The organism is Puniceicoccus vermicola (genome assembly GCF_014230055.1).
GTDB lineage: Bacteria > Verrucomicrobiota > Verrucomicrobiia > Opitutales > Puniceicoccaceae > Puniceicoccus > Puniceicoccus vermicola.
Genome location: NZ_JACHVA010000134.1, coordinates 1 through 22,303, shown reverse-complemented (window position 1 = coordinate 22,303; position 22,303 = coordinate 1). Strand labels below are relative to the sequence as shown.

The 22,303-nt window shown below is 55.4% G+C and carries 21 protein-coding genes and 1 pseudogene; 16 read left to right on the top strand and 6 right to left on the bottom strand.

Going from position 1 to position 22,303, the window contains the following annotated elements:
• Positions 1-77 precede the first annotated feature (77 nt).
• Positions 78-2,117 (bottom strand): 7TM diverse intracellular signaling domain-containing protein, encoded by a 2,040-nt coding sequence (locus tag H5P30_RS18870; RefSeq protein WP_185694468.1) that lies wholly within the window; start codon positions 2,115-2,117, stop codon positions 78-80.
• Positions 2,118-2,421: 304 nt separating this feature from the next.
• Here H5P30_RS18870 and H5P30_RS18865 point away from each other — a divergent pair, with 304 nt between their 5' ends.
• The 4 genes from H5P30_RS18865 to H5P30_RS18850 all read left to right on the top strand — a co-directional run bounded on the left by H5P30_RS18865 (position 2,422) and on the right by H5P30_RS18850 (position 6,042).
• Entirely contained in the window at positions 2,422-3,201 is a 780-nt protein-coding gene (locus H5P30_RS18865) for a DeoR/GlpR family DNA-binding transcription regulator (protein WP_185694467.1), read from the top strand.
• Positions 3,198-3,770: a D-lyxose/D-mannose family sugar isomerase gene (locus tag H5P30_RS18860; protein ID WP_185694466.1), complete on the top strand. Its 573-nt coding sequence runs from the start codon at positions 3,198-3,200 to the stop codon at positions 3,768-3,770. The genes H5P30_RS18865 and H5P30_RS18860 overlap by 4 nt, the downstream gene beginning before the upstream one ends.
• 105 nt (positions 3,771-3,875) lie before the next feature.
• Positions 3,876-4,928 (top strand): beta/alpha barrel domain-containing protein, encoded by a 1,053-nt coding sequence (locus tag H5P30_RS18855; RefSeq protein ID WP_185694465.1) that lies wholly within the window; start codon positions 3,876-3,878, stop codon positions 4,926-4,928.
• Between the two features lie 7 nt (positions 4,929-4,935).
• The gene (locus H5P30_RS18850; protein WP_185694464.1) at positions 4,936-6,042 is read left to right on the top strand and encodes a PfkB family carbohydrate kinase; all 1,107 of its coding nucleotides are present in this window, start codon (positions 4,936-4,938) and stop codon (positions 6,040-6,042) included.
• A gap of 227 nt (positions 6,043-6,269) precedes the next feature.
• On the opposite strand, the gene H5P30_RS18845 is transcribed toward H5P30_RS18850, so the two are convergent.
• A complete protein-coding gene (locus H5P30_RS18845) occupies positions 6,270-6,593 on the bottom strand; it encodes a hypothetical protein (protein ID WP_185694463.1) in 324 nt (107 codons plus the stop codon).
• Positions 6,594-6,915: 322 nt separating this feature from the next.
• On the opposite strand from H5P30_RS18845, the gene H5P30_RS18840 reads away from it, so the two are divergent.
• The 9 genes from H5P30_RS18840 (at position 6,916) to H5P30_RS18800 (ending at position 17,945) form a co-directional block, all read left to right on the top strand.
• On the top strand, positions 6,916-7,665 hold the full coding sequence (locus H5P30_RS18840) for a rhamnogalacturonan acetylesterase (protein ID WP_185694462.1): 750 nt from the start codon (positions 6,916-6,918) through the stop codon (positions 7,663-7,665).
• A gap of 562 nt (positions 7,666-8,227) precedes the next feature.
• The gene (locus H5P30_RS18835) at positions 8,228-8,560 is read left to right on the top strand and encodes a hypothetical protein (RefSeq protein WP_185694461.1); all 333 of its coding nucleotides are present in this window, start codon (positions 8,228-8,230) and stop codon (positions 8,558-8,560) included.
• A gap of 3 nt (positions 8,561-8,563) precedes the next feature.
• Positions 8,564-9,034, top strand: coding sequence for a periplasmic heavy metal sensor (locus H5P30_RS18830; RefSeq protein ID WP_185694460.1), 471 nt, complete (start codon positions 8,564-8,566; stop codon positions 9,032-9,034).
• A 7-nt stretch (positions 9,035-9,041) separates the two neighbouring features.
• The gene (locus H5P30_RS18825) at positions 9,042-9,635 is read left to right on the top strand and encodes an RNA polymerase sigma factor (RefSeq protein WP_185694459.1); all 594 of its coding nucleotides are present in this window, start codon (positions 9,042-9,044) and stop codon (positions 9,633-9,635) included.
• Between the two features lie 157 nt (positions 9,636-9,792).
• Positions 9,793-10,530 carry a glutaredoxin gene (locus tag H5P30_RS18820; protein WP_185694458.1) on the top strand — a complete coding sequence of 246 codons (738 nt, stop codon included), beginning with the start codon at positions 9,793-9,795 and terminating at the stop codon, positions 10,528-10,530.
• 90 nt (positions 10,531-10,620) lie between these two features.
• Positions 10,621-11,955 (top strand): TolC family protein, encoded by a 1,335-nt coding sequence (locus tag H5P30_RS18815; RefSeq protein WP_221774411.1) that lies wholly within the window; start codon positions 10,621-10,623, stop codon positions 11,953-11,955.
• Positions 11,948-13,861 carry an efflux RND transporter periplasmic adaptor subunit gene (locus H5P30_RS18810; protein ID WP_185694457.1) on the top strand — a complete coding sequence of 638 codons (1,914 nt, stop codon included), beginning with the start codon at positions 11,948-11,950 and terminating at the stop codon, positions 13,859-13,861. The genes H5P30_RS18815 and H5P30_RS18810 overlap by 8 nt, the downstream gene beginning before the upstream one ends.
• Positions 13,858-14,229, top strand: coding sequence for a four helix bundle protein (locus H5P30_RS18805; RefSeq protein WP_185694456.1), 372 nt, complete (start codon positions 13,858-13,860; stop codon positions 14,227-14,229). Before H5P30_RS18810 ends, H5P30_RS18805 begins: the two co-directional genes overlap by 4 nt.
• Complete coding sequence (locus tag H5P30_RS18800) at positions 14,226-17,945, top strand: efflux RND transporter permease subunit (protein WP_185694455.1); 3,720 nt, start codon at positions 14,226-14,228, stop codon at positions 17,943-17,945. Before H5P30_RS18805 ends, H5P30_RS18800 begins: the two co-directional genes overlap by 4 nt.
• A gap of 54 nt (positions 17,946-17,999) precedes the next feature.
• On the opposite strand, the gene H5P30_RS18795 is transcribed toward H5P30_RS18800, so the two are convergent.
• A complete protein-coding gene (locus H5P30_RS18795; RefSeq protein ID WP_185694454.1) occupies positions 18,000-18,287 on the bottom strand; it encodes an ATP-binding protein in 288 nt (95 codons plus the stop codon).
• 130 nt (positions 18,288-18,417) lie between these two features.
• Here H5P30_RS18795 and H5P30_RS18790 point away from each other — a divergent pair, with 130 nt between their 5' ends.
• Positions 18,418-19,266 carry a polysaccharide deacetylase family protein gene (locus H5P30_RS18790; RefSeq protein ID WP_185694453.1) on the top strand — a complete coding sequence of 283 codons (849 nt, stop codon included), beginning with the start codon at positions 18,418-18,420 and terminating at the stop codon, positions 19,264-19,266.
• Positions 19,267-19,337: 71 nt separating this feature from the next.
• Complete coding sequence (locus H5P30_RS18785; RefSeq protein WP_185694452.1) at positions 19,338-20,042, top strand: cellulose binding domain-containing protein; 705 nt, start codon at positions 19,338-19,340, stop codon at positions 20,040-20,042.
• A gap of 69 nt (positions 20,043-20,111) precedes the next feature.
• Here H5P30_RS18785 and H5P30_RS18780 read toward each other — a convergent pair whose 3' ends face one another.
• The 3 genes and pseudogenes from H5P30_RS18780 to H5P30_RS18770 form a co-directional block, all read right to left on the bottom strand.
• Positions 20,112-20,786 (bottom strand): DUF1559 family PulG-like putative transporter, encoded by a 675-nt coding sequence (locus H5P30_RS18780; RefSeq protein ID WP_185694451.1) that lies wholly within the window; start codon positions 20,784-20,786, stop codon positions 20,112-20,114.
• Complete coding sequence (locus H5P30_RS18775; protein ID WP_185694450.1) at positions 20,779-21,786, bottom strand: right-handed parallel beta-helix repeat-containing protein; 1,008 nt, start codon at positions 21,784-21,786, stop codon at positions 20,779-20,781. The genes H5P30_RS18780 and H5P30_RS18775 overlap by 8 nt, the downstream gene beginning before the upstream one ends.
• Before the next feature lie 28 nt (positions 21,787-21,814).
• Positions 21,815-21,943: pseudogene (locus H5P30_RS18770) on the bottom strand (transposase); the annotation flags it as partial.
• Between the two features lie 47 nt (positions 21,944-21,990).
• On the opposite strand from H5P30_RS18770, the gene H5P30_RS18765 reads away from it, so the two are divergent.
• Positions 21,991-22,303: transposase (locus tag H5P30_RS18765; protein ID WP_185691333.1), on the top strand; the 313-nt coding region annotated here is incomplete at its 3' end.

Here is a 22,303-nt window from a genome sequence, read left to right as displayed (position 1 = left end):
CGTCTTGATCGGTTGTCTGCGGTTTGCGAAACTTAAAGGACGTTGCCTCCAGGTTCATCCTTCCATTCTGAAGCGATTCATTCCGTCCGTCCTTCCGCCTCTGGAACCGAAAAAGTAAGAGTCGTCCCCACCCCTTCTTCACTCTCCACACGTATATTACCTCCGGAGGCAACGAGCATGTCGTAGCAAAGCATTAAGCCGATTCCTGCGCCTTTTTCTAACTTCGTTCCCGAAGAGCTTTCCACGGATCCTTGAAAAAGGGCTTTCACTTTTTCTTGGGACATCCCGACTCCCTCGTCACGAACATAGATTTCCAGCCCACCACCCTCCATGCGCTGTCCACCCACCTCGATCGACTTCCCAGTGATTGAAAATTTAATCGCGTTTGCGATCAGGTTTCGCAGCAGAGTTTGTACCAGTTGTTCATCGACATACGCTTCTAAATTATCCGGCAGGTTGTCCCGAAGTTTTAGGTGCTTAGCTGCAGCCATCGGTTTCAGCAAAGACCAGACAGTTCCCAAAACCGATTTAATCGTACAGTGCGTGGGTTGCATCTTCCAGACTCCACGCTGGCTTCCACCCCACATCATAAGATTATTCAGGAGTTCAATCTGAAGCGTACAAAGATTAGCGATATCCTCGCTCATCTCCGCCAGCTCCTCACGAGTAAACGCATCAGGATCCATGCTCCACAACTCCGCCAAGCCTTGCAACGTAGCCGCTGGACCCCGCAAATCGTGCCCGATCACCGCCATAATCCGATCCTTCTGAATCAAGGCTTCCGACAACTCTTCACCCATTTTTCTCAATGAGCGAGTGCGTTCCTCCACCTCACCTTCAAGCCGTTCCACATAGCTCGCCTGCAATCGAAAATTCTCCTCTAAGGTCAAGCGATGCCGATATGCTGCGGCACACGACAAAAAGATCAAACAGAGGGCGTTTCCAATCAAGGTGATAAGTCGGAATTCGTCGTCCCGAACGACGACATCTTGGGCCGCAAATACCCGCAGGAGCAAAGAGAAAAAATAGGGAGAAAATGCGAGAAGAAAGAATGGGGCCGATCGACTCCCAAACATCCACCGTCTTACACTGGCTACTACCAAAAACCCGATGACGATCAAAGCAATCAACAGGAAAAATTGAAGGTAGATAAGCGCAAAACGGGGCCAAAACAGCACTCCCGACAAACACAAAGGAATCAAAGAGATCCTCTGCGTCCGCCGCATCCATCGATCCAAAGCAGGATCTTCCTCCTTCGTGCTCAGGAAGCTACGGGCGAACAGACATAAAAAGAATAAGGAGAAAACTCCAAAAACAGCCACCAGCAACTCTCCTACCGGCCATTGTTGCGGTCTCAAAACATACCAAATCAATCCTTCGCTGATCAGCTGGATTCCGCCGAACAAAAATACAAAGAATGCGTAGTATAACTGAATCTTCTCCCGGAGAAGGGCGTAAAGAAAAAGCCCATAGGCCACCATCCCAACCCAAAGGGAAAAATAGCCGAAGTTCTTAACATACACGAAACGTTCCCATTGCAGGAAATCGCTGGGATTTCGCCAGACATGGAATTGAGTCGGAAGCCGAAACCCATCCGTTACGTGTAAGTACACAGAAAGTCCTTCATCAGCCGGAATGTTCAACTCAAAGGCCGACCACCTTTCGGAACGCAAGGGATCCCATTTCGATACCCAAGCACCACTGAGCTCTACCCGCCACCCTCCGTTTGAATCCGGAATGTAGAGCTCCGTTTGATCAAAGACTCTCCATACTAAGTCTAGAATGATAGTCCCAGTAATTCCATTTGGGTGAAAATCCAATCGATACCATTGATCTTCTCCGAGTTCCTGATTCAGCACCGGCGCTACATCGACTTCTGGCATCAACTCAAACGCTTCAGACTGATTCAACTGAAGAACCTCCTCCAATGATAAATTGGAAAGATTCGCATCGGTTCGCAGCTGATAGGCCGAGACATAGCTCGCACCGGGAATCACCTCAGCACCATCTGAACGAATCAAGGGCCGCGCGATGAAATAGACCAACACCCCCAACCCGAGTAACAATACAAAGATCAAGCCAACCATCCAGTAGGCGGGCGGGAGGAGTTGATTCACCCCACCTGGTTCCTTACTGGAAATGCAGCGAATCATCCGATTTACATAATTTTTTCATCATGGGCAAAGGTTTGATATCACTTCTCGTCGAGACAACTCCGTTTCTCGAGACATTCGGTCAATTTCGAACACTTTGAATCTCGACGGCCTCACCTGTGGCCCCGAGATCCGAGAATAAGGTGGATCACCTTCGCCTTTCCACCGAAGACAAATACCCAATTCGGCATTCATCAGAGCACCGTTATCGGACCTAGAACAAGTTTAACTTGATTACTTCGATCATTTTCCATCATATATAATCAAAATGACCGCCATTTCCCGTCAGAAACAGATCCTCGACTACGTTCGCAAGACCGAGCGGGTCTCCGTGCAGGATTTGATCGACCAGCTCGAAGCCTCCCCGGCGACGGTGCGGCGCGACCTGGTTCAACTCGAGGAAGAGGGAAAGGTACTGCGCATCCACGGCGCGGTGCTGGACCGCCGCAGCTTGGAAGGAGAGCCATCCTTCAGTCTCAAACGGAAGCGGGCTCCCGAGATCAAACGCCGGATCGGGCGGGCCGTGGCCGACGAGATCCCTCCCGGATCCTCCGTTTTCATCGATGCGGGTACGACCTGCCTTGAGGCGGGGTTGGAGCTTCTCGCCCGCGACGCCCCCTATACCCTCTACACCAATTCCCTCCCGCTGATGTATCACGGGGGCAATCACAGCTCCTCCCTCATCGCCGTTGGCGGCGAGGTGCGGGCTCTGACGGGTGCCCTCGTCGGAGGGATGGCCTTGGAGTGGGTTCAACATCTCCATTTCGACGTCGCCGTCCTCGGCGCCTCCGCAGTGGATCCGTCCCACGGGCTCCTGACCACCGAACTCACCGAAGCGAGTGTCAAAAAAGCCGTGCTCGACCACGCGAAGGTCACCATCCTCGCGGCCGACAGCGGCAAGCTGGAGGAATCTGCAACCGTCCGCTTCGCCGACTGGTCTCATTTCAACACCTGGGTCACCGACGAGAACTTCCCCACCGCCAAGGAGAAAGAATTTCGGCAAAAGCATCCCCATCTAGCCCTGCGCAAAACTCCCAACCTTCGATGAAACGCTCCGCGATCAATCAAATCTACCAAGAGGCCAAAGCTTGCTTTGTATCCCACGGCTGGACACTTCCCCCCGACCCTCGCTGGGACATCACCGATTTTGGACTCGGGGACTTCGATCACTATGGGCTCGTCCTGATCAACCTGGCCGAGGAACCGGAATACTGCGAGAAGCTGATGTATGCCCGCAAGGGACAAACCACTCCTTCCCACACCCACGCCCAAAAGAAGGAAGATATCATCTGCCGAACCGGAAGTCTCTCCTTCGAGCTCTGGGCCGGTCCTCCGAATGAGACCGAACCCGGAACACGGTTCGACATTCAAGTGAACGGGAAGATGCGACCACAGGCCTCCGGCGAAACTCTTACCATTGGTGCCGGAGAACGCATCACCCTGATCCCAGGGATCTACCACGCCTTTTGGCCCGAAAGCGATGGATGCATCATCGGCGAGGTCTCCACCGCCAACGACGATGCCCACGACAATTTCTTCGCCGATCCCAATATCGGCCGGTTTCCCGGAATCGAAGAGGACGAACCGCCGATGATCCGACTGATCTCGGAAGACTAAATCGGGAGACGACCCGCGCCACCTCCTATTCGCCAACCGCAGAGCTTTTCCACCTGCAGCACGAATTCACCGTCAATCTGATCACCCGGAATTTCCCAATCCATCATGCCGTTTCTGAAAACACTCGACCAAAAGCTCAATCGAATCGCCAAAGGTTCGACCGACTTCAAAGATTTCATCATCGCGGATGCGAAGGACGCCGACATGGCTTTCGGCGTCATGGCTCCGGGCCCCAACCGAGCCGGCGCCTGTCCGCACGGATACGATCCGGACCAGAAGTGCTACAAAACCCTGCCCGACTATCAGGCCCAGATCCGGGAGGTCATCCGGCAGAAGATCGTCGACATCGTCCTCCTCTCCGCTTCCAATCTTGAACAGCTGGGCATGGTCGAGGGCCTCTTCCGCAACTCCCCGATCACTCCCGCCGCCCGCGCCAACGACACCACCGATGTCTGGGCGGTCCGCGGCGGACAGTACCCATCGCAGCCTTCACGCCACTTCCGCACAGCAACCCTCGATCACATCAAATACGGAAAAATCACCGACCAGCACAACCTCCCCCACATCGGTGCCGACCTCGGGTTGTATTCCGTCACATTCACCAACAACATCGACTGGGACTACGCAGCCCTCGAAGCCTTTCACGATTTCCGACTCGAAGCCGAGCGAAAGAGATTCCGCTACTTCCTCGAAGTATTTAACCCCAACGTCGATCCGGGCTTTGACCCGGCCAAGGTCGGAAGCTTCCTCAACGACAGCATCATCCGCTGCCTCGCCGGAGTGACCAAAGTGGGTCGTCCGATTTTTCTAAAAATTCCCTACAACGGCCCCGGGCCATTGGAGGAACTCGTCAGCTATGACCCGAATCTGGTTGTCGGGATTCTCGGAGGCAGCGCCGGAACCACCCGCGACGCCTTCCAACTGATTCACGATGCCAGCCAATACGGAGCTCGAGTCGCCCTTTTCGGTCGGAAGATCAATCTCTCCGAGCATCCCCTTGTTTTTATCGAACTCCTCCGACGTGTCACCGACCGGGAGATCACCCCGGAAGACGCAGTCCGCTATTACCACGACTCCCTCCGAAAAGCTGACATCCAACCCATTCGCTCTCTGGAAGAAGACCAGCAGATCACCGAAACCGCCATGAGCTATTCCTGATCATCCCATGAATCGTTCTGAACTTGCCCAAACCCTTGAAGATCGTGCGTCCACCCTCGGTACTCTTCCCGTAGTCACTGGATTTGACGGATTCGTCGATGAAATGATCTCGGTAGTCGATGAGCGCCACTCCCTCGACCAATACCGCCGCGTTGAAACTATCGCTGATCTTGGCAATCAAATCAGCGCCGCTGCCGGCCACAGCAGTCTCCGCGAGATCATTCTCAACCAGATCGACCCAGGAGGCTGCGCCATCAATATGGGAGACGGCCTAGCGACTCTGGGCCTTCCGGTGACGACCTTCGCGACCGTCGGTGAGCCCTTCCATCCGGCCTTCGCCGACTACGGCACCAAGGCCCAGCTCGTCAGCTGGGGCTCAGAACCGGGCCGCACCCTCGCTTTCGAGTTCGCCGATGGCAAACTCATGTTCAGCGCCGTCAGCCAATTGCAAAAATTTCATCCCGACGCTTTGGCCGAATACCTCCGGGACGGACAGTTCCGTAAATCCTGCGAGCAGGCCCACCTCATCGCCATCACAGATTGGACCCTCTACCCCCACATGACTCTTTGCTGGAAATACCTCCGCGAAAATGTCTTTTCTCACCTCAAATCCCCCCGTTTCTTCTTCGACCTCGTCGATCCCACCACTCGCTCGGAATCAGATATTCGGGCCATGCTGTCGGAGCTCTCTCGCTATGAAGAGCACGGAGAGGTCACCCTTGGGCTCAATCAAAACGAAGCCAACATCCTCTCGCAACTGACCGGAAGCTCTCACCCCAAAGCAACGGATCCCACGACTGCGACATCTCAGGCTGCCTCACTGCGCAAAGCCCTCGGTCTGCACACTGTCATTATCCACTCCATCCGATACGCGGTCGGCGCCAGCGCCAAAGAATCGACGGAGGTTTGGGGGCCTTATTGCGAGAATCCTAAAAAATCTACCGGTGCCGGCGACCGCTTCAACGCCGGCTACGCCCTGGGAAAAGTCCTCGAGCGTCCTCTGCGCGACGCTCTTCAGCTCGCCGTCGCCTCTTCCGGCTTCTTTGTGCGCCATGGCCACAGCGCAACTTCTGATGATCTCTGCCAGTTTCTACGAGACTGGGACACCGCCTAGAAATCCACCGCAAAACCAATAATCCTCCTCAAGAACATATACGGATACACATAGCTTTCGGATTCTGATCACATTATGGCGCCTCTAAGGGAAAAGAAGCCCCGATGCCGCCTCTCGATATCGACGGCATCACCGGTGATGCTTCAACTTTCAGGCCGCATGGACGACCGGGAGAATTGCTGGACTGGCGATGGCCGAAGAATTGTCACCTTAGGAAAATATCTCTCTCAAGCGTTCAAGGCTTGGAAATGAAAACTGAATGCCCTCTTTGAATGACTTTCTTCCAGAAAAAGACAAACGGGAGCGGCCAGCCACGGATGACAGAGGCTATCATCGGTCGCTCCGTCAAATGTCTCCCAAGTCGTGACCGCTCCAGCGGCTAGCATGGGCTGAAACAGACGCACGAGTATTGTTCGGGGGGCGGCATCCGAATCAGCTCGCTTCATGGCCTCCAGAAACCAGCCGATCGTCCCCGAAGAACAGCGCCATACCTCATCATAGCCCTCGACCATTTTCCGCATGACCTCTACGGAACGGCTTTCCTCTATCACTCCCAATGAATTACGACCTGATCATAACGGATGACGGCTCGAAAACTGGAGAAAACGTCTTATTCATTTCACGTCGACTTGGCAAGATGCTTTAGACAACCATTTTAAAAGTTCAAAAAGGAAAACTGCCCCCCCGGACGGACCTCAACCGGGGCTACCATCATCCTGTATTCAACCATCCTAGTGACCCCTTGCTTTGTAATATACGACCGAATGATAAGGCTACACTCATCGAGACAGGAGGTCTCCGTGAGTTCAGCTAAAGTCATTAAGTGCTGAAAATCGAAGCATCGACTTCACTCGAAATTATAAAACTAAATAGATGCATCACCATATTAAGATTTCGGTTCTACTGCCAATTTCCTTCATTCTGTTACTCCTCACAACTCCATTGCTTTCCCAGCAAACAATTATCTGCCTAGCCGGCGATTCGACGGTAACAGGACCAATCCTCACAAAAGACCGAGCGGGATGGGGTTGGGGCCTTCAACAGTATGCGAACTCGAATACAGTCATATATAATGAAGCAAAAGGAGGACGCAGCTCAAGGAGCTTCAGGACCGAAGGTCTTTGGGATAAAACCTTGGCACATAAACCCGACTGGATACTAATCCAATTTGGGCACAATGACCAGAAAGGTAAAGGCCCAGAAAGAGAGAGCGCCGCAGAGACCGACTACCGGGAGCACCTACGCCAATATATAGAAGATGCAAGAGCCATCGGAGCCCGACCGGTCCTAATAACACCGGTATGCCGTCGCAATTTCCGGGCGGATGGATCGCTTCGAGATTCCCTCGCTCCCTATGCGGAAGCAGTCCGGATTGTCGCAGAAGAGGAAAACGTTCCATACTTGGATCTTCATGAATATAGCGTAAAGCAGATTCAAGAGATCGGGCCCGAAGGAGCCGCTAAATTTTCCCCCTCAGGCACGAACGACCGCACCCACTTTTCACTCGAAGCAAGCCAGAAAGTTGCGGGATGGGTACTACTACTGGCTGAAGACAATGCCCCAGAACTAGCAGAACTCTTCGAAAATGAAAACTCCACGCCCTCCGACACTCGTACCGATTAAAAATCATCGGCGACTCGTCTCGGGCCTACTTAGTATCAATTCAGGTTTCACGACAACTGACTTCTGTCGACCTTGCACCCCAGATTCATTTTGCTTTTTTCTGAGCAACTAGCAATCCCTCCGCAGCCCAAAGGTCACTGCTGCAATTGCGTCCCAGTAAAAATCACAATGTCCTTCGAGGTCTTCTCCGTGACACCTGCTATTTCATCGAGATTCATACACTCTTAATATGTAAAACACGGGACCAAAGCCCATCATTGTCCAGAGAACGACCATCTAATCTCTCCTCCTGTATCCTCGTAGGACTGATAGAAAATGGAAAGGCGTCAGCAGCAAGAAGGGCCACTCCCGAACTATGGAGAGCCTCTTTATCCCCTTCCTCCATTTTGCGGGTTTCCCCTATTTTAGGCCGAAAAAACCTGAAGATTCTACTCTTAGTGAACCTAGACCACCGGGCAAATCGTTGATCTGGCGATGAGTTCGGAACCGGATTGGTTTCAGAAATCCTAGCAATTCACTCGAATTTTCGAGGGTTCTCGCCATCTTCTGCGTTTAACGGACTATGAAAGAAAAAGATTTTGACGGGTGGGTGAGCCATATGCAGGAAGCCCCCCTCCCCCCTTGCCCCGTAAACGTCGAGAGGAATGTGCTGCGGCGCATCCGTATCAAGACCGAGGAAGAAACCCAGTCGTTGCTCGATTGGGCGCTCGGGGTGATCCCTCGCCCGGGAGTGGTCGCCGCGGCCTTGGCGCTGACGATTGCCGTGAGTTCGAGCATCGGGATTCTTTCGACCCGCGCCTTTGCGGACTCCCGGCAGAGTGAGATCGAAGCGTCCAAGGCGCTTGGCTTCGAAGTTCTGCAGATCCAAGATGTCTTCGACATCCACAAACGGTAACCGATGAGTGCTCCTAGCAACCGAAAGAATAAGATCGGGGTCTTCCTGGGTCTCGCCCTCGGCCTCATCGTCCTGTGTGTCGCCGTTTCGTCCCTAACCTCTCATCTTCTTTCGTCCGAAGAAGGATGGACCCGCCACGACGACGCCGACGGTCATCACTGGCTCCATCGAGAGTTGGACTTGACCCCGGAAGAAGCCGCGCGGATCGATGAGTTTGAACCGGCCTACCGTCAGGAACGGGCGGAATTGCAGCGGCAGTTTCAAGCGAAGGTCCAAGAACTCAAAAAGGAAATCACCACTTCGGATGAGTTCACGCCACAAACCGACCAACTGATCCACGAGCTGCACATCATCCACGGACAGCTGCAGGAGCTCTCGATCCGCCACTACTTCCAGATGATGCAAGTCTTGCCCGAGGAGAAACAAGTTCGCCTGCAAGACCTCGCCGCAAAGGCCCTCAGCGTTCCGCAGTGACGCCTCAATGGACTCGGAGCCAAAAGACGACGAGCTCATTGCGGGTATTGGCCGGGGCGAAGAATCGGCCCTCGTTGAACTGATGAGGCGGCACAAGGAAGCCGTCTTCCGGTTTTCGTATCGCTATCTCAACAACGAGGCGGATTCCGCCGAAGCCACGGAAGAAACCTTTTTCAAGGTCTACCAGAATGCGGACCGCTTCAAACCCAAGGCGGCTCCGAAGACCTGGATCTTTACGATCGCCCGAAACGTGGCCCGCGACCGACTCCGCCGCAATCAAAGGCACCGAAAAACTCTGGCCCTAGACGCGCAAGTGGATGGTGAAGATTCTGCACTGCCCCTCACCGAAAAAACCGACTCCGGGGAGCGCAGCCCGTCCGAACACCTCCAGTCGAATGACGATCTCAAACGAATCCGCAAGGAGGTGTCATCCCTTCCCGAAAAACTGAGGTTCCCCTTTGTTTTCTGTACTCTGGAGGGGAACAGCTACGATGAGTGCGCAGAGATTTTACGCACGAGCCGAAAAACCGTCGAAACGAGAATTTACCGAGCTCGACAGGCTCTGAAACGCCAACTTTCCCCCTTTCTCGAAAAATCCTGAGGGTTGAAGCGCTTTCCTGCGTTTAATCTGAGATTCCCACGAAACATGAGGTTCTCCCGGAAAAGTTCCTGATCGACTCGGACCGAAAGGAGCCTATCGAAACGCTCAAAAGTGGTTCCTGTAGGTTGCAAAAAGGGAGCCAAGAAAGGACAATAGTATGAAGAAAAAAGCAGAAATCTATCGGATGGTGACTCCCGATCACCTGTGCCCCTGGGGTGTGAAAGCACTCGATTTATTGAAGCGCCACCACTTCGAGGTGAAAGATCACCACCTCACATCCATGGAGGAGAACAAGCGTTACAAAGAGGAAAACCGTGTCGACGAAACTCCCCAGATCTTTATCGAGGGAAAACATCTCGGCGGCTACGATGCACTCCGGGAGCATCTCGGCCTTTCCCCTGATCCCCAAGAGGGAGAAACTTACCAACCCGTGTTGGCGATCTTTGCGGTCACGTTTCTCATGGCACTTTCCACAACCTGGCTAACGCTCGGCAGCCTTTCCCTGATTCGAGTCGCGGAATTGTTTATCGCCTTCAGCATGTGTGCGCTCGGGATCCAAAAGCTTCAGGATTTGAAAGGATACGCCACGGGCTTCGTCCAGTATGACCTCGTGGCCCAGCGCTACGTTCCGTACGCCTACGTCTACGCCGTGATTGAGGCCGGCGGAGGCATTCTCATGATTGGAGGACTCTTCACCTGGGTAGTGGCACCCATCGTCCTCATCGCAAGCAGTATTGGGGCGGTCTCGATCTTCAAAGCCGTCTACCTCGAAAAACGCGATTTGAAATGCGCTTGCGTTGGCGGCGATAGCAGCGTCCCCCTGGGCTTCATTTCCCTCACTGAAAACCTTTTGATGATGGCCATGGCCATTTGGATGCTCACGCAAGCTGCTTAGGTACCCCGAACCATAGCCCTTCATACGGCGAAACGGTTTTTCGCCAAAATCCTGAGGGTTGAGCCACTTTCCTGCGTTTAAGCAGGATCGATGAATGACTTTTTTCCGCTCAGACGCATCCTCCCGATGCGGACCCGACTGACGCCCGCACTCCTCCTGCTAGCCTCGGCGCTGCTCGCTTCCGCAGAATCACCTGCCAAACCCGAACTCCTCGAGCTTTCGGACTACCTCAACGAGGCCATGGCCAGCAATCCCCGCTTGGAGGCCCTGGAGCAACGCTACGAGGCCGGGATGCAGCGTATTCCACAATCGGGAGCCCTCCCGGATCCGATGTTTCAGATCACTCACTTCATCGAATCCGTCCAGACCCGGACCGGACCGCAGGAGAATGTGTTTGTTCTGAGCCAAAAGCTTCCTTGGTTCGGAAAGCGTGGAAGCCAGAAGAGTGCTGCATCCGCAGAGGCGGAGGTCCTTTGGTATTCCCTCCAAAACCAGCAACTGGTCCTGGCCCGTGAGGTTTCACTGGCATTCTTCGAATACACCTACACCCGGGAAGCGATTGACCTAACTCGGGAGAATCGCGATCTCCTCCAAAAGCTCGAACCCATCGTCGAGGAGAAGGTACGAGCGGGCGCGGATTTGAATGCCCTCCTTCGTCTCAAGGTCGAAATCGGCAAAGTCGATGACCGCCTCCAGACCCTCCAGCAAAAAAAGGTCGCCCAATCCGCAGAGTTGGGCCGACTCCTCGGCCTCCCGACGACCTCAATCCTCCCCGATCCTAAATGGGAGGCTCCGGCGCCCACCACCTACGATCCGTCCTCGATCGCTGCCGCCATCCGGGCCAACAACCCGGAACTGCAAATGATGCAGCGCCAAATCGACAGCGCCGAAGCTCGGAGCGAAATCGCGCGACTCGCCAACTACCCCGACATCACCCTGGGCCTCAATTACATCCAAACCGGGGATCCAGTGGTCAACCCAACCACTCCCGACGCAGGACAAGACCCGTGGGGATTCACGGTCGCGGTCAACGTTCCGCTATGGTTCGGCAAATACAACGCATCCAAGGCGGAGGCCCTGGCCAGCCGGCGCTCTCTCGAAAGCGAATACACAAATCGCATGAACGACCTGCAGGCAAAGCTCTTGACCAGTCTCTCGAGCCTGAATAACGCCAATCGGCAACTCAACCTCTACGGCAACGAGCTTCTGGGACTGGCCGAACAGGCGGTCGAGAATAGCCGCGCTGGTTACCGGAGCGGCCGAACCGGAATCCTCGAGGTCATCGACAGTGAGCGTTCCCTCCTCGACCTGCAACTTCTCTACTGGCGAGCAGTGGCAGACGCCTGGAAGCAGCGCGTCATCATTCAAACCCTGGCCAACCAACCACTATCCAGCGAATTTTCCAAATCTCCATCCTATGAATAAAAGAACGATTTCCCTCCTAGTCGTCATCGCCATCCCTACTCTACTCGCGGGCATCTTACTCGGACGGTTTGCCTTTCCTGAAAACACATCGGAGACCGAGTCTTCGGCTACCGAGTCTTCGTCAAAAACTCCTCCTGCAACGACTCTCTGGACCTGCTCCATGCACCCGCAGATCCAACAACCTGAGCCGGGGAGCTGCCCGATCTGCGGGATGGACTTGATCCCGGTCGAAAAAGATTCCGACACCGAAGTAGGCCCCCGTGAAATGAGCATGAGTGACGCTTCGCGTGCACTCGCCGACATCCAGACTACTGTCGTCACCCAAGAATACCCAGAGGCCGAAATTCGGCTCGTCGGGAAACTCGAATACGCCGAGACGCACGAGAAGTCCCTCACCGCCCGGTTCCCTGCTCGCATCGACGAACTCTTCGTCAACTACACCGGTATCCCGGTCCAGAAAGGTGAGCATCTGGCAAAGGTCTACAGCCCCGAGCTCCTGACCGCGCAGAGTGAATACCTCTCCTCCTACCGAGTAGATCCGGACAGTTCGATCACCCGTGCCGCGCGCCAAAAGCTGGAACTCTGGGGACTTCTCCCGGAACAGATTGAGGCCATCCTCGAGAGCGAAACCGCCGAAGATCACTTTTCCCTCAAAGCCCCCGTCGGAGGAGTCGTTGTCGCTAAAAACGTCAAAGAAGGCGACTATGTCCAGACGGGCGAGCCCCTATTCAAGATTGTCGATCTTTCGGTTCTCTGGGCTTATCTGGATGCCTATGAATCGGATTTGCCCTGGTTGAAATTCGGCCAAGACGTCACTTTTACCGTCGAATCGTTTCCGGGACAAACCTTCCACGGCCGGATCAGTTTCATCAATCCCGAGGTGGATCGCAAAACCCGAACCATACCGATCCGGGTCAATGTCCCCAATCCCGACGGGCAGCTCAAGCCAGGGATGTTCGTCCGCGGAGTCGTCGCCTCGCGAATTGCCAAGGACGGCCAGGTCTATGTTCCCGAGCTGGCGGGAAAATGGATCAGCCCGATGCACCCGGAGATCATCAAAGACGGCCCCGGCCAATGTGACGTCTGCGGGATGGATCTGGTCCCGGCTGAAGAGCTCGGTTACGTCGCCGACGAAAGCAAACCGGCCCCTTTAGTCGTTCCCACATCGGCGGTCCTGCGCACCGGCAAACGCGCCGTCGTCTATGTGGAGAAGCCCGACGCCGAGCGCCCCACTTTTGAAGGCAGGGAAATCGTTCTCGGCCCTCGCGCCGGAAAATTCTACCTCGTCGCCGACGGCCTGGAAGCGGGCGAAACGGTGGTCACCCATGGCGCCTTCAAAATCGACAGCGCCCTCCAGATTCAGGCCAAGCCCAGCATGATGTCAGCATCCACGATCCCAGAGCCGGAAGCAACCAGCTCGGCCGACGTAGGAGAAACCGCGATCGCGATCCTACCCTCGTATTTCGCTCTTCAGGCGGCTCTGGCCAATGATGACCTCGTCGGATCCCAAGCCGCTCTCAAAGAGATGATGGCGACTACCGGGCACACAGGTGAAATCCCCGAGCTCATCCACAAGATGCTCGCCGAGGAGGATCTCGCCGGAATCCGTCGTCCTCACTTCGAAACTCTTTCCAACGTCCTGATTGCCGCGGTAAAGGACCACCCCGAAGCCTTTACGGGCCAGATCTACCAAATGCACTGCCCCATGGTCTACAACGACCGCGGAGCCGACTGGCTCCAGCCCACCGACAAACTCCTCAACCCCTACTTCGGCTCCATGATGCTTCACTGCGGAGAAGTTGTGGGGGAGATTGGCACAGGGGCTCGGGGCGAGGGGCGCAGGGCGAGGGGGGAGAATACGAATACGGCTAACTCCGGAAACACTCATCAGGAGCCGCACCAATGAGCCAGGATTCACTCGAAAACTTCAAGGCTTACAGGCTCGCCATGGAACTCTTCGATCTGGTGATCGAAGACTTGACGCCTTTGACACGTAACCCTGCCCTTCAAAAACTAGTCTCCCAGCAACTTGGCAGCGCCGACTCCATTGCGGCCAATATTGAGGAAGGGCACGGACGGGAAACTACGAAGGAATACATTCGTTTCCTCGTCATTGCCCGGGGCTCCGCGCGAGAAACAAAAGGAAGATACCAACGGATGCGCAAGTGGTTTCCCGAGGAGATTGTAGCGGATCGAACCGAACGTTGCAGCCACATCTTCGCGATTCTAACCAAAACGATTATCAGTCTGAAAAGAAGAGGAAGTTCACAATGAATTCCGATTCCCCCGCGCCCCGCGCACCGCGGCCCTCGCCCCTTTCCGCCCTCATTCGCTTCTGTTTGGAGAACAAACTGGTGGTCGTGCTTCTGACCGCCGTTCTGGTTCTCTGGGGGATCTCCGTCGCCCCCTTTGACTGGGAGTCGGATCTCCTGCCACGCGATCCGGTGCCGGTCGATGCCATCCCGGACATCGGCGAGAATCAGCAAATCGTTTTCACCGAGTGGACCGGTCGTTCGCCCCAGGACATCGAGGACCAGATCACCTACCCATTGACGACGGCTTTGCTCGGTCTGCCCCAGGTCAAGACGATCCGCAGTTATTCGATGTTCGGATTCTCCTCGATCTATATCATCTTCAAGGAGGAAGCCGAGTTCTACTGGACCCGGTCACGCATCCTCGAGAAACTAAACAGCCTCCCCGCGAACATCCTGCCACAGGGAGTCTCCCCTCAGCTCGGCCCTGACGCCACCGCTCTCGGACAGGTATTTTGGTACACCCTCGAAGGAATGAGTCCGGAAGGAGAACCTACCGGAGGCTGGGACCTCGACGAGCTGCGCAGCACCCAGGACTGGTATGTCCGCTACGCCCTACAGGGCGTGGACGGCGTGGCCGAAGTTTCTTCGGTCGGCGGCTTCGTCAAAGAATACCAAATTGATGTCGATCCAGATGCCCTACGCACCTACGACATTGCCTTGCACGAGGTCTTCGATGCCGTGCGGGGCAGCAATCTCGATGTTGGGGCGCGAACCATCGAGATCAACGCGGTCGAGTATGTTGTGCGCGGCCTCGGCTTCATTGAAAATCTCGACGACCTGCGCAAGACGGTCATCACCCAGCGCGACAACGTCCCGATCACCCTCGACCAAATCGCCTCGATTGAATTCGGACCGGCTCTGCGGCGAGGCGCCCTCGACAAAGCCGGAGCGGAAGCCGTCGGAGGCGTGGTGGTCACCCGCTACGGCGAGAACCCGCTGGAGGTCATCAAACGGGTCAAAGAAAAGATTCGTGAGATCTCCCCCGGTCTCCCGAAGAAAACCCTCGCCGATGGCACCGAGAGCCAAATTGAAATTGTCCCCTTCTACGACCGCACCGGCCTGATCTACGAGACTCTGGGAACGCTGGAAAGCGCCGTCGGCCAGCAGATTCTCGTCACGATCATTGTCGTCGTGGTCATGGTCCTACACCTTCGGAGCGCCGGCCTGATCTCCGCCGTACTGCCCCTCGCCGTTTTGTTCTCCTTCATCGGCATGAAGCTCTTCGGCGTCGATGCAAACGTGGTCGCTCTCTCGGGCATCGCGATCGCGATCGGGACCATCGTGGACCTGGGGGTCGTGCTGATCGAGAACATCCTCAAGCATCTCGACGAAGCCGATCCGGAAGAGAACCGACTGGAGGTCGTTTACCGTGCCTGCACGGAGGTCTCCGGGGCCGTCCTCGCGGCTGTCCTGACGACCATCATCAGCTTCCTGCCCGTCTTTACGATGGAAGCTGCGGAAGGAAAACTCTTCCGCCCACTGGCCTACACCAAGACCTTCGCCCTCGTCGGCTCCATCGTCATTGCCCTCACCATTCTCCCGGCACTCGCCCACTGGTTTCTCGGCTACCGGAACGGTCGGCGGAAGCCCCAAAAGTCCGATTCCACCTCCTCGACTTTTCAAAAAATCTTTCGGATCACCCGCGCTCTTTTCCTCGGCCTCTTCGTCCTTTTCGTAGTGCAACTGCTCGCCTCCGACTGGCAACCCCTCGGGGCCGAACGCCATGCGCAAAACTTCTTCCTGGTCGCCCTTCTCATCGGCGGATTACTCGGGTTTTTCTACCTACTCATCGCCTTCTACGCGAAGATCCTCGCCTTCCTTTTGCGAATTAAGATCGTCTTCATCGCCTTCAGCGGCCTGATCGTGCTCTTTGGATTCACGATCTGGCTCGGCTGGAGCCAAGTCTTCGGCTGGCTGCCGACCCGCCTCCAGCAGTCCAAGCCCTATGTCGCCATCGCCCATGCGATTCCGGGGCTGGGCAAAGAATTCATGCCGAATCTGGATGAAGGTTCCTATCTGCTCATGCCGACCACGATGCCACACGCCTCGATCGGTGAAGTCATGGATGTCCTGCGAAAACAAGACATGGCCATCAACGCGATCCCCGAGGTCGAGAGCGCCGTGGGTAAGCTTGGGCGGGTAGAGAGTCCACTCGACCCCGCACCCATCTCGATGATTGAGACCATCATCTCCTACAAATCGGAGTTCATCACCGACGAGAACGGCCGCATCCTCACCTTTGCCTACAACGAGTCCGACGACGATTTTGAACGGGGCGAGGACGGTGAATTGATTCCGGACGAAGACGGACGGCCCTACCGCCAATGGCGCGACCAGATTCAGAAACCCGATGACATCTGGAAAGAGATCGTGAAAGCCGCGACCATTCCCGGCACCACGTCCGCCCCGAAGCTCCAGCCCATCGCCGCCCGTCTCGTCATGCTGCAAAGCGGAATGCGGGCACCCATGGGACTCAAGGTTTACGGTCCCGACCTCGCAACTCTTGAACGGGTCGCGCTTGAGATCGAGGGCTTCCTCAAGCAGGTCCCCTCGATCAAATCCGAAGCCGTCCTCGCGGACCGAATCGTTGGAAAGCCCTATCTGGAGATCGACATTGATCGGGAGGCCATTGCTCGCTACGGCGTCAAGATCAAGACAGTTCTGGACGTGATCGAGGTCGCTGTCGGCGGCAAACCGATCACCCAAACCGTCGAGGGGCGAGAACGCTATCCCGTGCGGGTGAGATACATGCGCGAGCTGCGGGACAGCATGGAATCGATCGAAGAGATACTGGTGGCCGCCCCGGACGGAACCCAGATCCCCTTGCGCGAGCTCGCCTCCCTCCACTACGTCCGAGGGCCTCAGGTCATCAAAAGCGAAGACACCTTCCTCGTGGGCTATGTCATCTTTGATTCGCAGGACGGCACTTCGGAGGTCGAGGTTGTCGAAGAGGCCCAGAAATTCCTGCAGCAGAAGATTGAGACGGGTGAGCTTCAGATCCCTGCTGGCGTCAGCTACAAGTTTACTGGCAGCTATGAGAACCAGGTGCGCGCCGAGAAAAAACTACGCATCGTCCTGCCGATCGCTCTCTTCTCGATCTGGCTCATCCTCTATTTTCAATTTAAGCGGATCTCCACCACCCTCCTCGTTTTCTCCGGCATCCTCTTTGCCTGGTCGGGTGGCTTCATCCTCATTTGGCTCTACGGCCAGCCTTGGTTCCTCGACTTCAGTCTCTTCGGGCAAAACCTTCGTGACCTTTTCCAAATGGGCACCATCAATCTTAGCATTGCCGTCTGGGTGGGATTTCTTGCGCTGTTTGGCATCGCGACGGACAACGGCGTCATCGTTTGCACCTACCTTCGCCAGGTATTTGACCGTGATGATCCCCAGACTCGGGAAGCCATCCGCTCCGCCACCGTCGAAGCCGGAGTCCGCCGTGTCCGTCCCGCCATGATGACCAGTGCCACAACCATCCTCGCCCTCCTTCCGGTGCTTACCTCGGTGGGACGTGGATCCGACATCATGGTCCCCATGGCGATCCCTTCTTTTGGAGGAATGCTCCTCGCCATCCTCTCGATCTTCGTCGTCCCCGTCCTCTACTGCGGGCTCGCCGAACTCCATCTCCGGATCAACGAGCGCCGGGATGAATCGAAGCCAGACAGCCCCCATGAATAGAAACTGATCCGAGAATGAGACCAAACCGGATGCATCCGGATTCTCTTCCCTACCTCAAGCGATTGTCTTCGGCTTCTCCCCAGCTTCTGGCACCCGAAAAGTCATCGTCGTTCCTAAGCCTTCCTGACTCTCGACCCGAATATTTCCCCCGTCGGTAATCAGCATGTCATAACAAAGCATGAGGCCGATGCCCGCCCCCTTCTCCGACTGCGTGCCGGAGGATCTGTTCACGGACCCATAGAATAGGGCTTTTACCTTTTCCGGGGTCATTCCGACGCCCTCGTCGCGAACATAGGTTTCGATAGCGCAAGCCCCGTAGACCAAACCAGAATCCTCATGCAAATATTAGGTTTGGCGGTCGAATGACCCTCCCCAATGAGAATATCGGCTTGGATTTAACGTCATTTGGTATAAAAATTGCGTAAAAAAAAATACAACCAACTCTCTCTTTCTTCTCTCTTTCTCATTTCAGATGATCAATTGGATCGGCCATATCGGTGCCACTTGGCGCTTAGGAATCGTATTCTCGATCCTGACGATCTTCTGCCATGCGGAGGAAGCGACCATCATCCCCGTCTCGACATCGCCGCCCGGTGGCCTCTCCCCGGATAAGGTTCCGCAGATGATTGTCATCACCTTCGACGATGCGGTGCAGGAGCAGGTTTTCGGATTGTTGGAACTCATCGAGGGGCACCAAAATCCGGATGGTTCCGCCATCCCCTTCACCTTTTTTGTCAGCACCAACGACTCCGACTACTGGCTCATCCACCGGCTGCACGCGGCGGGGCATGAAATCGCCGTCCACACCATGACCCATACGACGGGATTGGACACGGATTTCGAGACCTGGATTCACGAAATGGAGGGCTGCCGGGAAACCCTCATCCGATTCGCAGGCATTCCCCGCGAAGAGATCCGAGGATTTCGGGCCCCCTTTCTCGCTCATAATGGCCCGATGTTTGAAGCCCTGGCAGCCCTCGACTTCGCCTACAACAGCTCATCGCTGGAAGCTCCGGGATGGGAAACGGCCAGTTCCGATGCCTCGCACTTTATCTGGCCCTACACCCTTCACGACGGTCTGCAACACGAGAGATGGACCGAAACGGGCTCTGAAGAAAGCCTCCCCTCTATTCTCGAGATTCCGATGTGGCGACTCAAGGAAGGCGAAAACTATCTAGGCATGGACCCAGGGGTCTCCGGCGAATCGCTCGACAACGTCCTGAGGGAGAACTTCGAACTACGCTACAACGGAACCGCGCCCCGCTGGGCATCTGGCTCCACGCCGCGACCTGGCTCAATGACGGGACCGCGGGAGGCCTGAATGATTTCCTCGATTGGGCCCTCGACCAACCCGATGTCTGGGTCGCCACCCTCTCGCAATTGGAAAACTGGATGAGAAATCCGGTCAACGCCGAGATGGTCGCAGCCGAAAATTTGTTTCATCGGGAGACCTACGAAGCCGTCCCCGAATCAGAAACATTCGCACCTGAATTCGAACGTGGAGCCGTCCGCTCCATCCACGAACAAGCCGTGGCCTACCCGGCACCGGATACCGCCTTTATTCAAAGTATTCCGACCGACACCCCCACTATAAGCATCAAAATTACCAGCGAATGGGACACGGGATTTCAAGCCGCCATCATCGTCGACAATCCTGAATCGGACTCCATCCCCGCCTGGACCCTCCAGCTGGATCCGGGCGAGACGACGCTTACGAGCGGATGGGGTAAGGGAGCCCGACAAGCAGAGGGGGATCATTGGCTGATTCGTCCCGGAAACGGAGCCTCGACCCTTTCCCCCGGGGAAACCACCGTCTACGAATTCGTCGCCAGCGGCGATGCATCCTCACTCGGTCTAGCTACTGGAACATTCCGCCGGGCCGGTTACCCTACACCCGGCCTAAAGATTGAAAGAGCCCCACATGGCCAAGGAGTCCACCTCGCATGGGATCACGTTGCCCCGATGTATCAAGTCGAGATGAGCACCGACCTATCTCCAGACGGATGGCAACCCATCGACACCCTCTACGGTCACAACGATTGGTCCGCCCCCGCCACCCGGGGCTCAGTATTCTACCGCATCAAGCCGATATATTGATTCCTCCCAGAAAAGAATCACGATCCCGATCTCGGAAAAATGACTTCTCCGGGAACATTATCGGTCCGACTATTCCCGCTCCCGATAGTTTAGAACATATTCACCGAGGTCCGCCTTATTGGCTCGTTGGATGTTCTCCACATGACCATCGACAAAGAGAGCATTCAGCGAATCACCATGGCGCCAATCCGCAAATCTCTCGTAACTGCCCGCACCAAATGCATATTGGCCGTCTCCATCGCTGAGATGAACCGTATCCATCAGGAGAACCGTCGAAGTTGGCTTGAGAAAAGACCCAACCCGCATCTCGACATCGGCCCCAGTTCCCGCTGCGTTCATGCCATACGTTCTCCGAGCCACTCCATCCGGATAGGTCTCTACAGCGGACGGACAAAGAAACATGGTTTTTTCGTTCTCGCCCGGAAACTTCTGCTCCATGAACTCACTTAAGGCCAGCATCCAGCTCTTATTCTCACCCACTCCGGGAACGGTATTGTAATTTCCGGCTGTAGGCAGCTTACCATGATTATTCTGCGAGTAGAGATTCAGGCCCATGCCCAGATTCCTTAAGTTCGAAGTACACTCGGCCGAGCGGGCCATCCTCCGCGCACTGCCGACCGCCACGGTTAGGATGCCTCCGAGAATCCCGAGCACCGCAATCACCGTCAGCAGTTCGATGAGCGAGAAGCCCTTTCTCCTGCTTCCTTCAGTCGAGGTATTGAAAAAATGATCCACTCTATTCATCGGATCCTCCCACCAGTTTGGGCAGAGTGCCGCTAACCTGACTCCGGCGATCCGTCACAAGAGGCGCTTTAGCCGGTTCCTTGCCCGAAGATTCATTGTAGGTCACCCAGCGTCGATCATTCCACGAGGGCATCACCGCCGTCACGTGATTCCATTCGACGACAGAATTGGCGACCATGATCTGCGCCAAACCATTTTCTTCGACAAGAACGTCGTCCAAGACCGCTTCACAATCCAGCAAGTAAAGCCCCCACCCCAAGTTTCCACGAATCTCCAGATTCGAGGCGACCATCTTGCTGTCCGCAATATTCACGAGACCGTTGTCGTTCCCATAAAACTCTCCCCCATGAACCTCGCAGGAAATGTCATCGTGGGCCGAAAATCCCTCGTCGAGAGAATGAAATCCCTCCACATTCTCAAACACCAGGTGCTCGCCTACTCCATGAAGATTGAAAGCATCATTTTGCGCGCCTGAAGCCCGAAGGTCTCGGTAGATATGGTGCGAAACATTCCATACCTTGACAACATAGGTCCGTGTCGAGATTTCCCAGCTCTCGGGACTCACGCCCGGAAGCAACTGCAATTGCCTCTGATCCTCGGAGAGTTTTGCCAACTCCCCGAATTGTTTCGTCTCGGCATCTTGGGCCACTCGCTCTCCCTTGTGGGTGAGCACAAAAGGAAACTCGACCGGCAGATCGCAAACATAAGCATCTCCCGATTTTCGAAATCCCTCGAGTGGCTCAAAACCCGTCACCAGTTCTCCATTACCTTCGACAACAATCGGAGCCCCAGCTCTTCCCGAGTTCGTAATCTCCAGAACTTCCCGATATGGACCACTCCCCGGGGCGATGCGAATCACATCTCCGGGGCCGCTGGCCTTGGCCGCTTCGCGCAAGCTCGCAAATTCGGCACCACCCCGCCTGTCCACCTCCAGGACTCGACCCGCGGCGGAAGAACTCGCTTCTGATTCCTCTTCGGAAGAGGATAAAATGAATACCAAAGGAACACCAAAATTAAGCCGTTCATCGTCATTTCCCGGGGAAAGCATGCTTAATCTTGAGGAAGAAGTATTCCGTATCCCTGAAGCCATAAGCGGTTCTTTTGATGACCTTGATCTTGTTGTTCATGCCCTCGAGCACGCTGGTGTTGAGTGGGTATTTGGCTGAGGTGAGCTTCCCCTGATATGTTGGACAGCTCGGTGCAAATGAAAAGGATAACCGATATGCCACCAACCAAACCTGCCTATTCCCGTGAGTTCCGCGAGGGAGCTGTTGATCTTCTGATCAGTAGTGCTCGCCCTCTCAAGCACGTAGCTGAAGAACTGGGAGTTTCCCCGAACACGCTGAGATTATGGCGTAATCGTGCAGCTGGGATCGGAGGAGAAGGAAGGGATCGAGACCGGCGTGAGCCGGGGGAGATGCCTTCCGGAGCCTCCGATCCTGATGAAGCCTCGGAGCTAAAGCGTTTGCGCCGGGAGAACGAGCAACTGCGTCGTCAGCGCGACATCTTAAAAAAAG

What these genes read in the sequence shown, in the direction of transcription:
- H5P30_RS18865 (WP_185694467.1), top strand. Translation starts at nt 2,422, where the DNA reads ATGACCGCCATTTCCCGTCAGAAACAGATCCTCGACTACGTTCGCAAG.
- H5P30_RS18860 (WP_185694466.1), top strand. Translation starts at nt 3,198, where the DNA reads ATGAAACGCTCCGCGATCAATCAAATCTACCAAGAGGCCAAAGCTTGC.
- H5P30_RS18855 (WP_185694465.1), top strand. Translation starts at nt 3,876, where the DNA reads ATGCCGTTTCTGAAAACACTCGACCAAAAGCTCAATCGAATCGCCAAA.
- H5P30_RS18850 (WP_185694464.1), top strand. Translation starts at nt 4,936, where the DNA reads ATGAATCGTTCTGAACTTGCCCAAACCCTTGAAGATCGTGCGTCCACC.
- H5P30_RS18840 (WP_185694462.1), top strand. Translation starts at nt 6,916, where the DNA reads ATGCATCACCATATTAAGATTTCGGTTCTACTGCCAATTTCCTTCATT.
- H5P30_RS18835 (WP_185694461.1), top strand. Translation starts at nt 8,228, where the DNA reads ATGAAAGAAAAAGATTTTGACGGGTGGGTGAGCCATATGCAGGAAGCC.
- H5P30_RS18830 (WP_185694460.1), top strand. Translation starts at nt 8,564, where the DNA reads ATGAGTGCTCCTAGCAACCGAAAGAATAAGATCGGGGTCTTCCTGGGT.
- H5P30_RS18825 (WP_185694459.1), top strand. Translation starts at nt 9,042, where the DNA reads ATGGACTCGGAGCCAAAAGACGACGAGCTCATTGCGGGTATTGGCCGG.
- H5P30_RS18820 (WP_185694458.1), top strand. Translation starts at nt 9,793, where the DNA reads ATGAAGAAAAAAGCAGAAATCTATCGGATGGTGACTCCCGATCACCTG.
- H5P30_RS18815 (WP_221774411.1), top strand. Translation starts at nt 10,621, where the DNA reads ATGAATGACTTTTTTCCGCTCAGACGCATCCTCCCGATGCGGACCCGA.
- H5P30_RS18810 (WP_185694457.1), top strand. Translation starts at nt 11,948, where the DNA reads ATGAATAAAAGAACGATTTCCCTCCTAGTCGTCATCGCCATCCCTACT.
- H5P30_RS18805 (WP_185694456.1), top strand. Translation starts at nt 13,858, where the DNA reads ATGAGCCAGGATTCACTCGAAAACTTCAAGGCTTACAGGCTCGCCATG.
- H5P30_RS18800 (WP_185694455.1), top strand. Translation starts at nt 14,226, where the DNA reads ATGAATTCCGATTCCCCCGCGCCCCGCGCACCGCGGCCCTCGCCCCTT.
- H5P30_RS18790 (WP_185694453.1), top strand. Translation starts at nt 18,418, where the DNA reads ATGATCAATTGGATCGGCCATATCGGTGCCACTTGGCGCTTAGGAATC.
- H5P30_RS18785 (WP_185694452.1), top strand. Translation starts at nt 19,338, where the DNA reads ATGAGAAATCCGGTCAACGCCGAGATGGTCGCAGCCGAAAATTTGTTT.
- H5P30_RS18780 (WP_185694451.1), bottom strand. Translation starts at nt 20,786, where the DNA reads ATGAATAGAGTGGATCATTTTTTCAATACCTCGACTGAAGGAAGCAGG.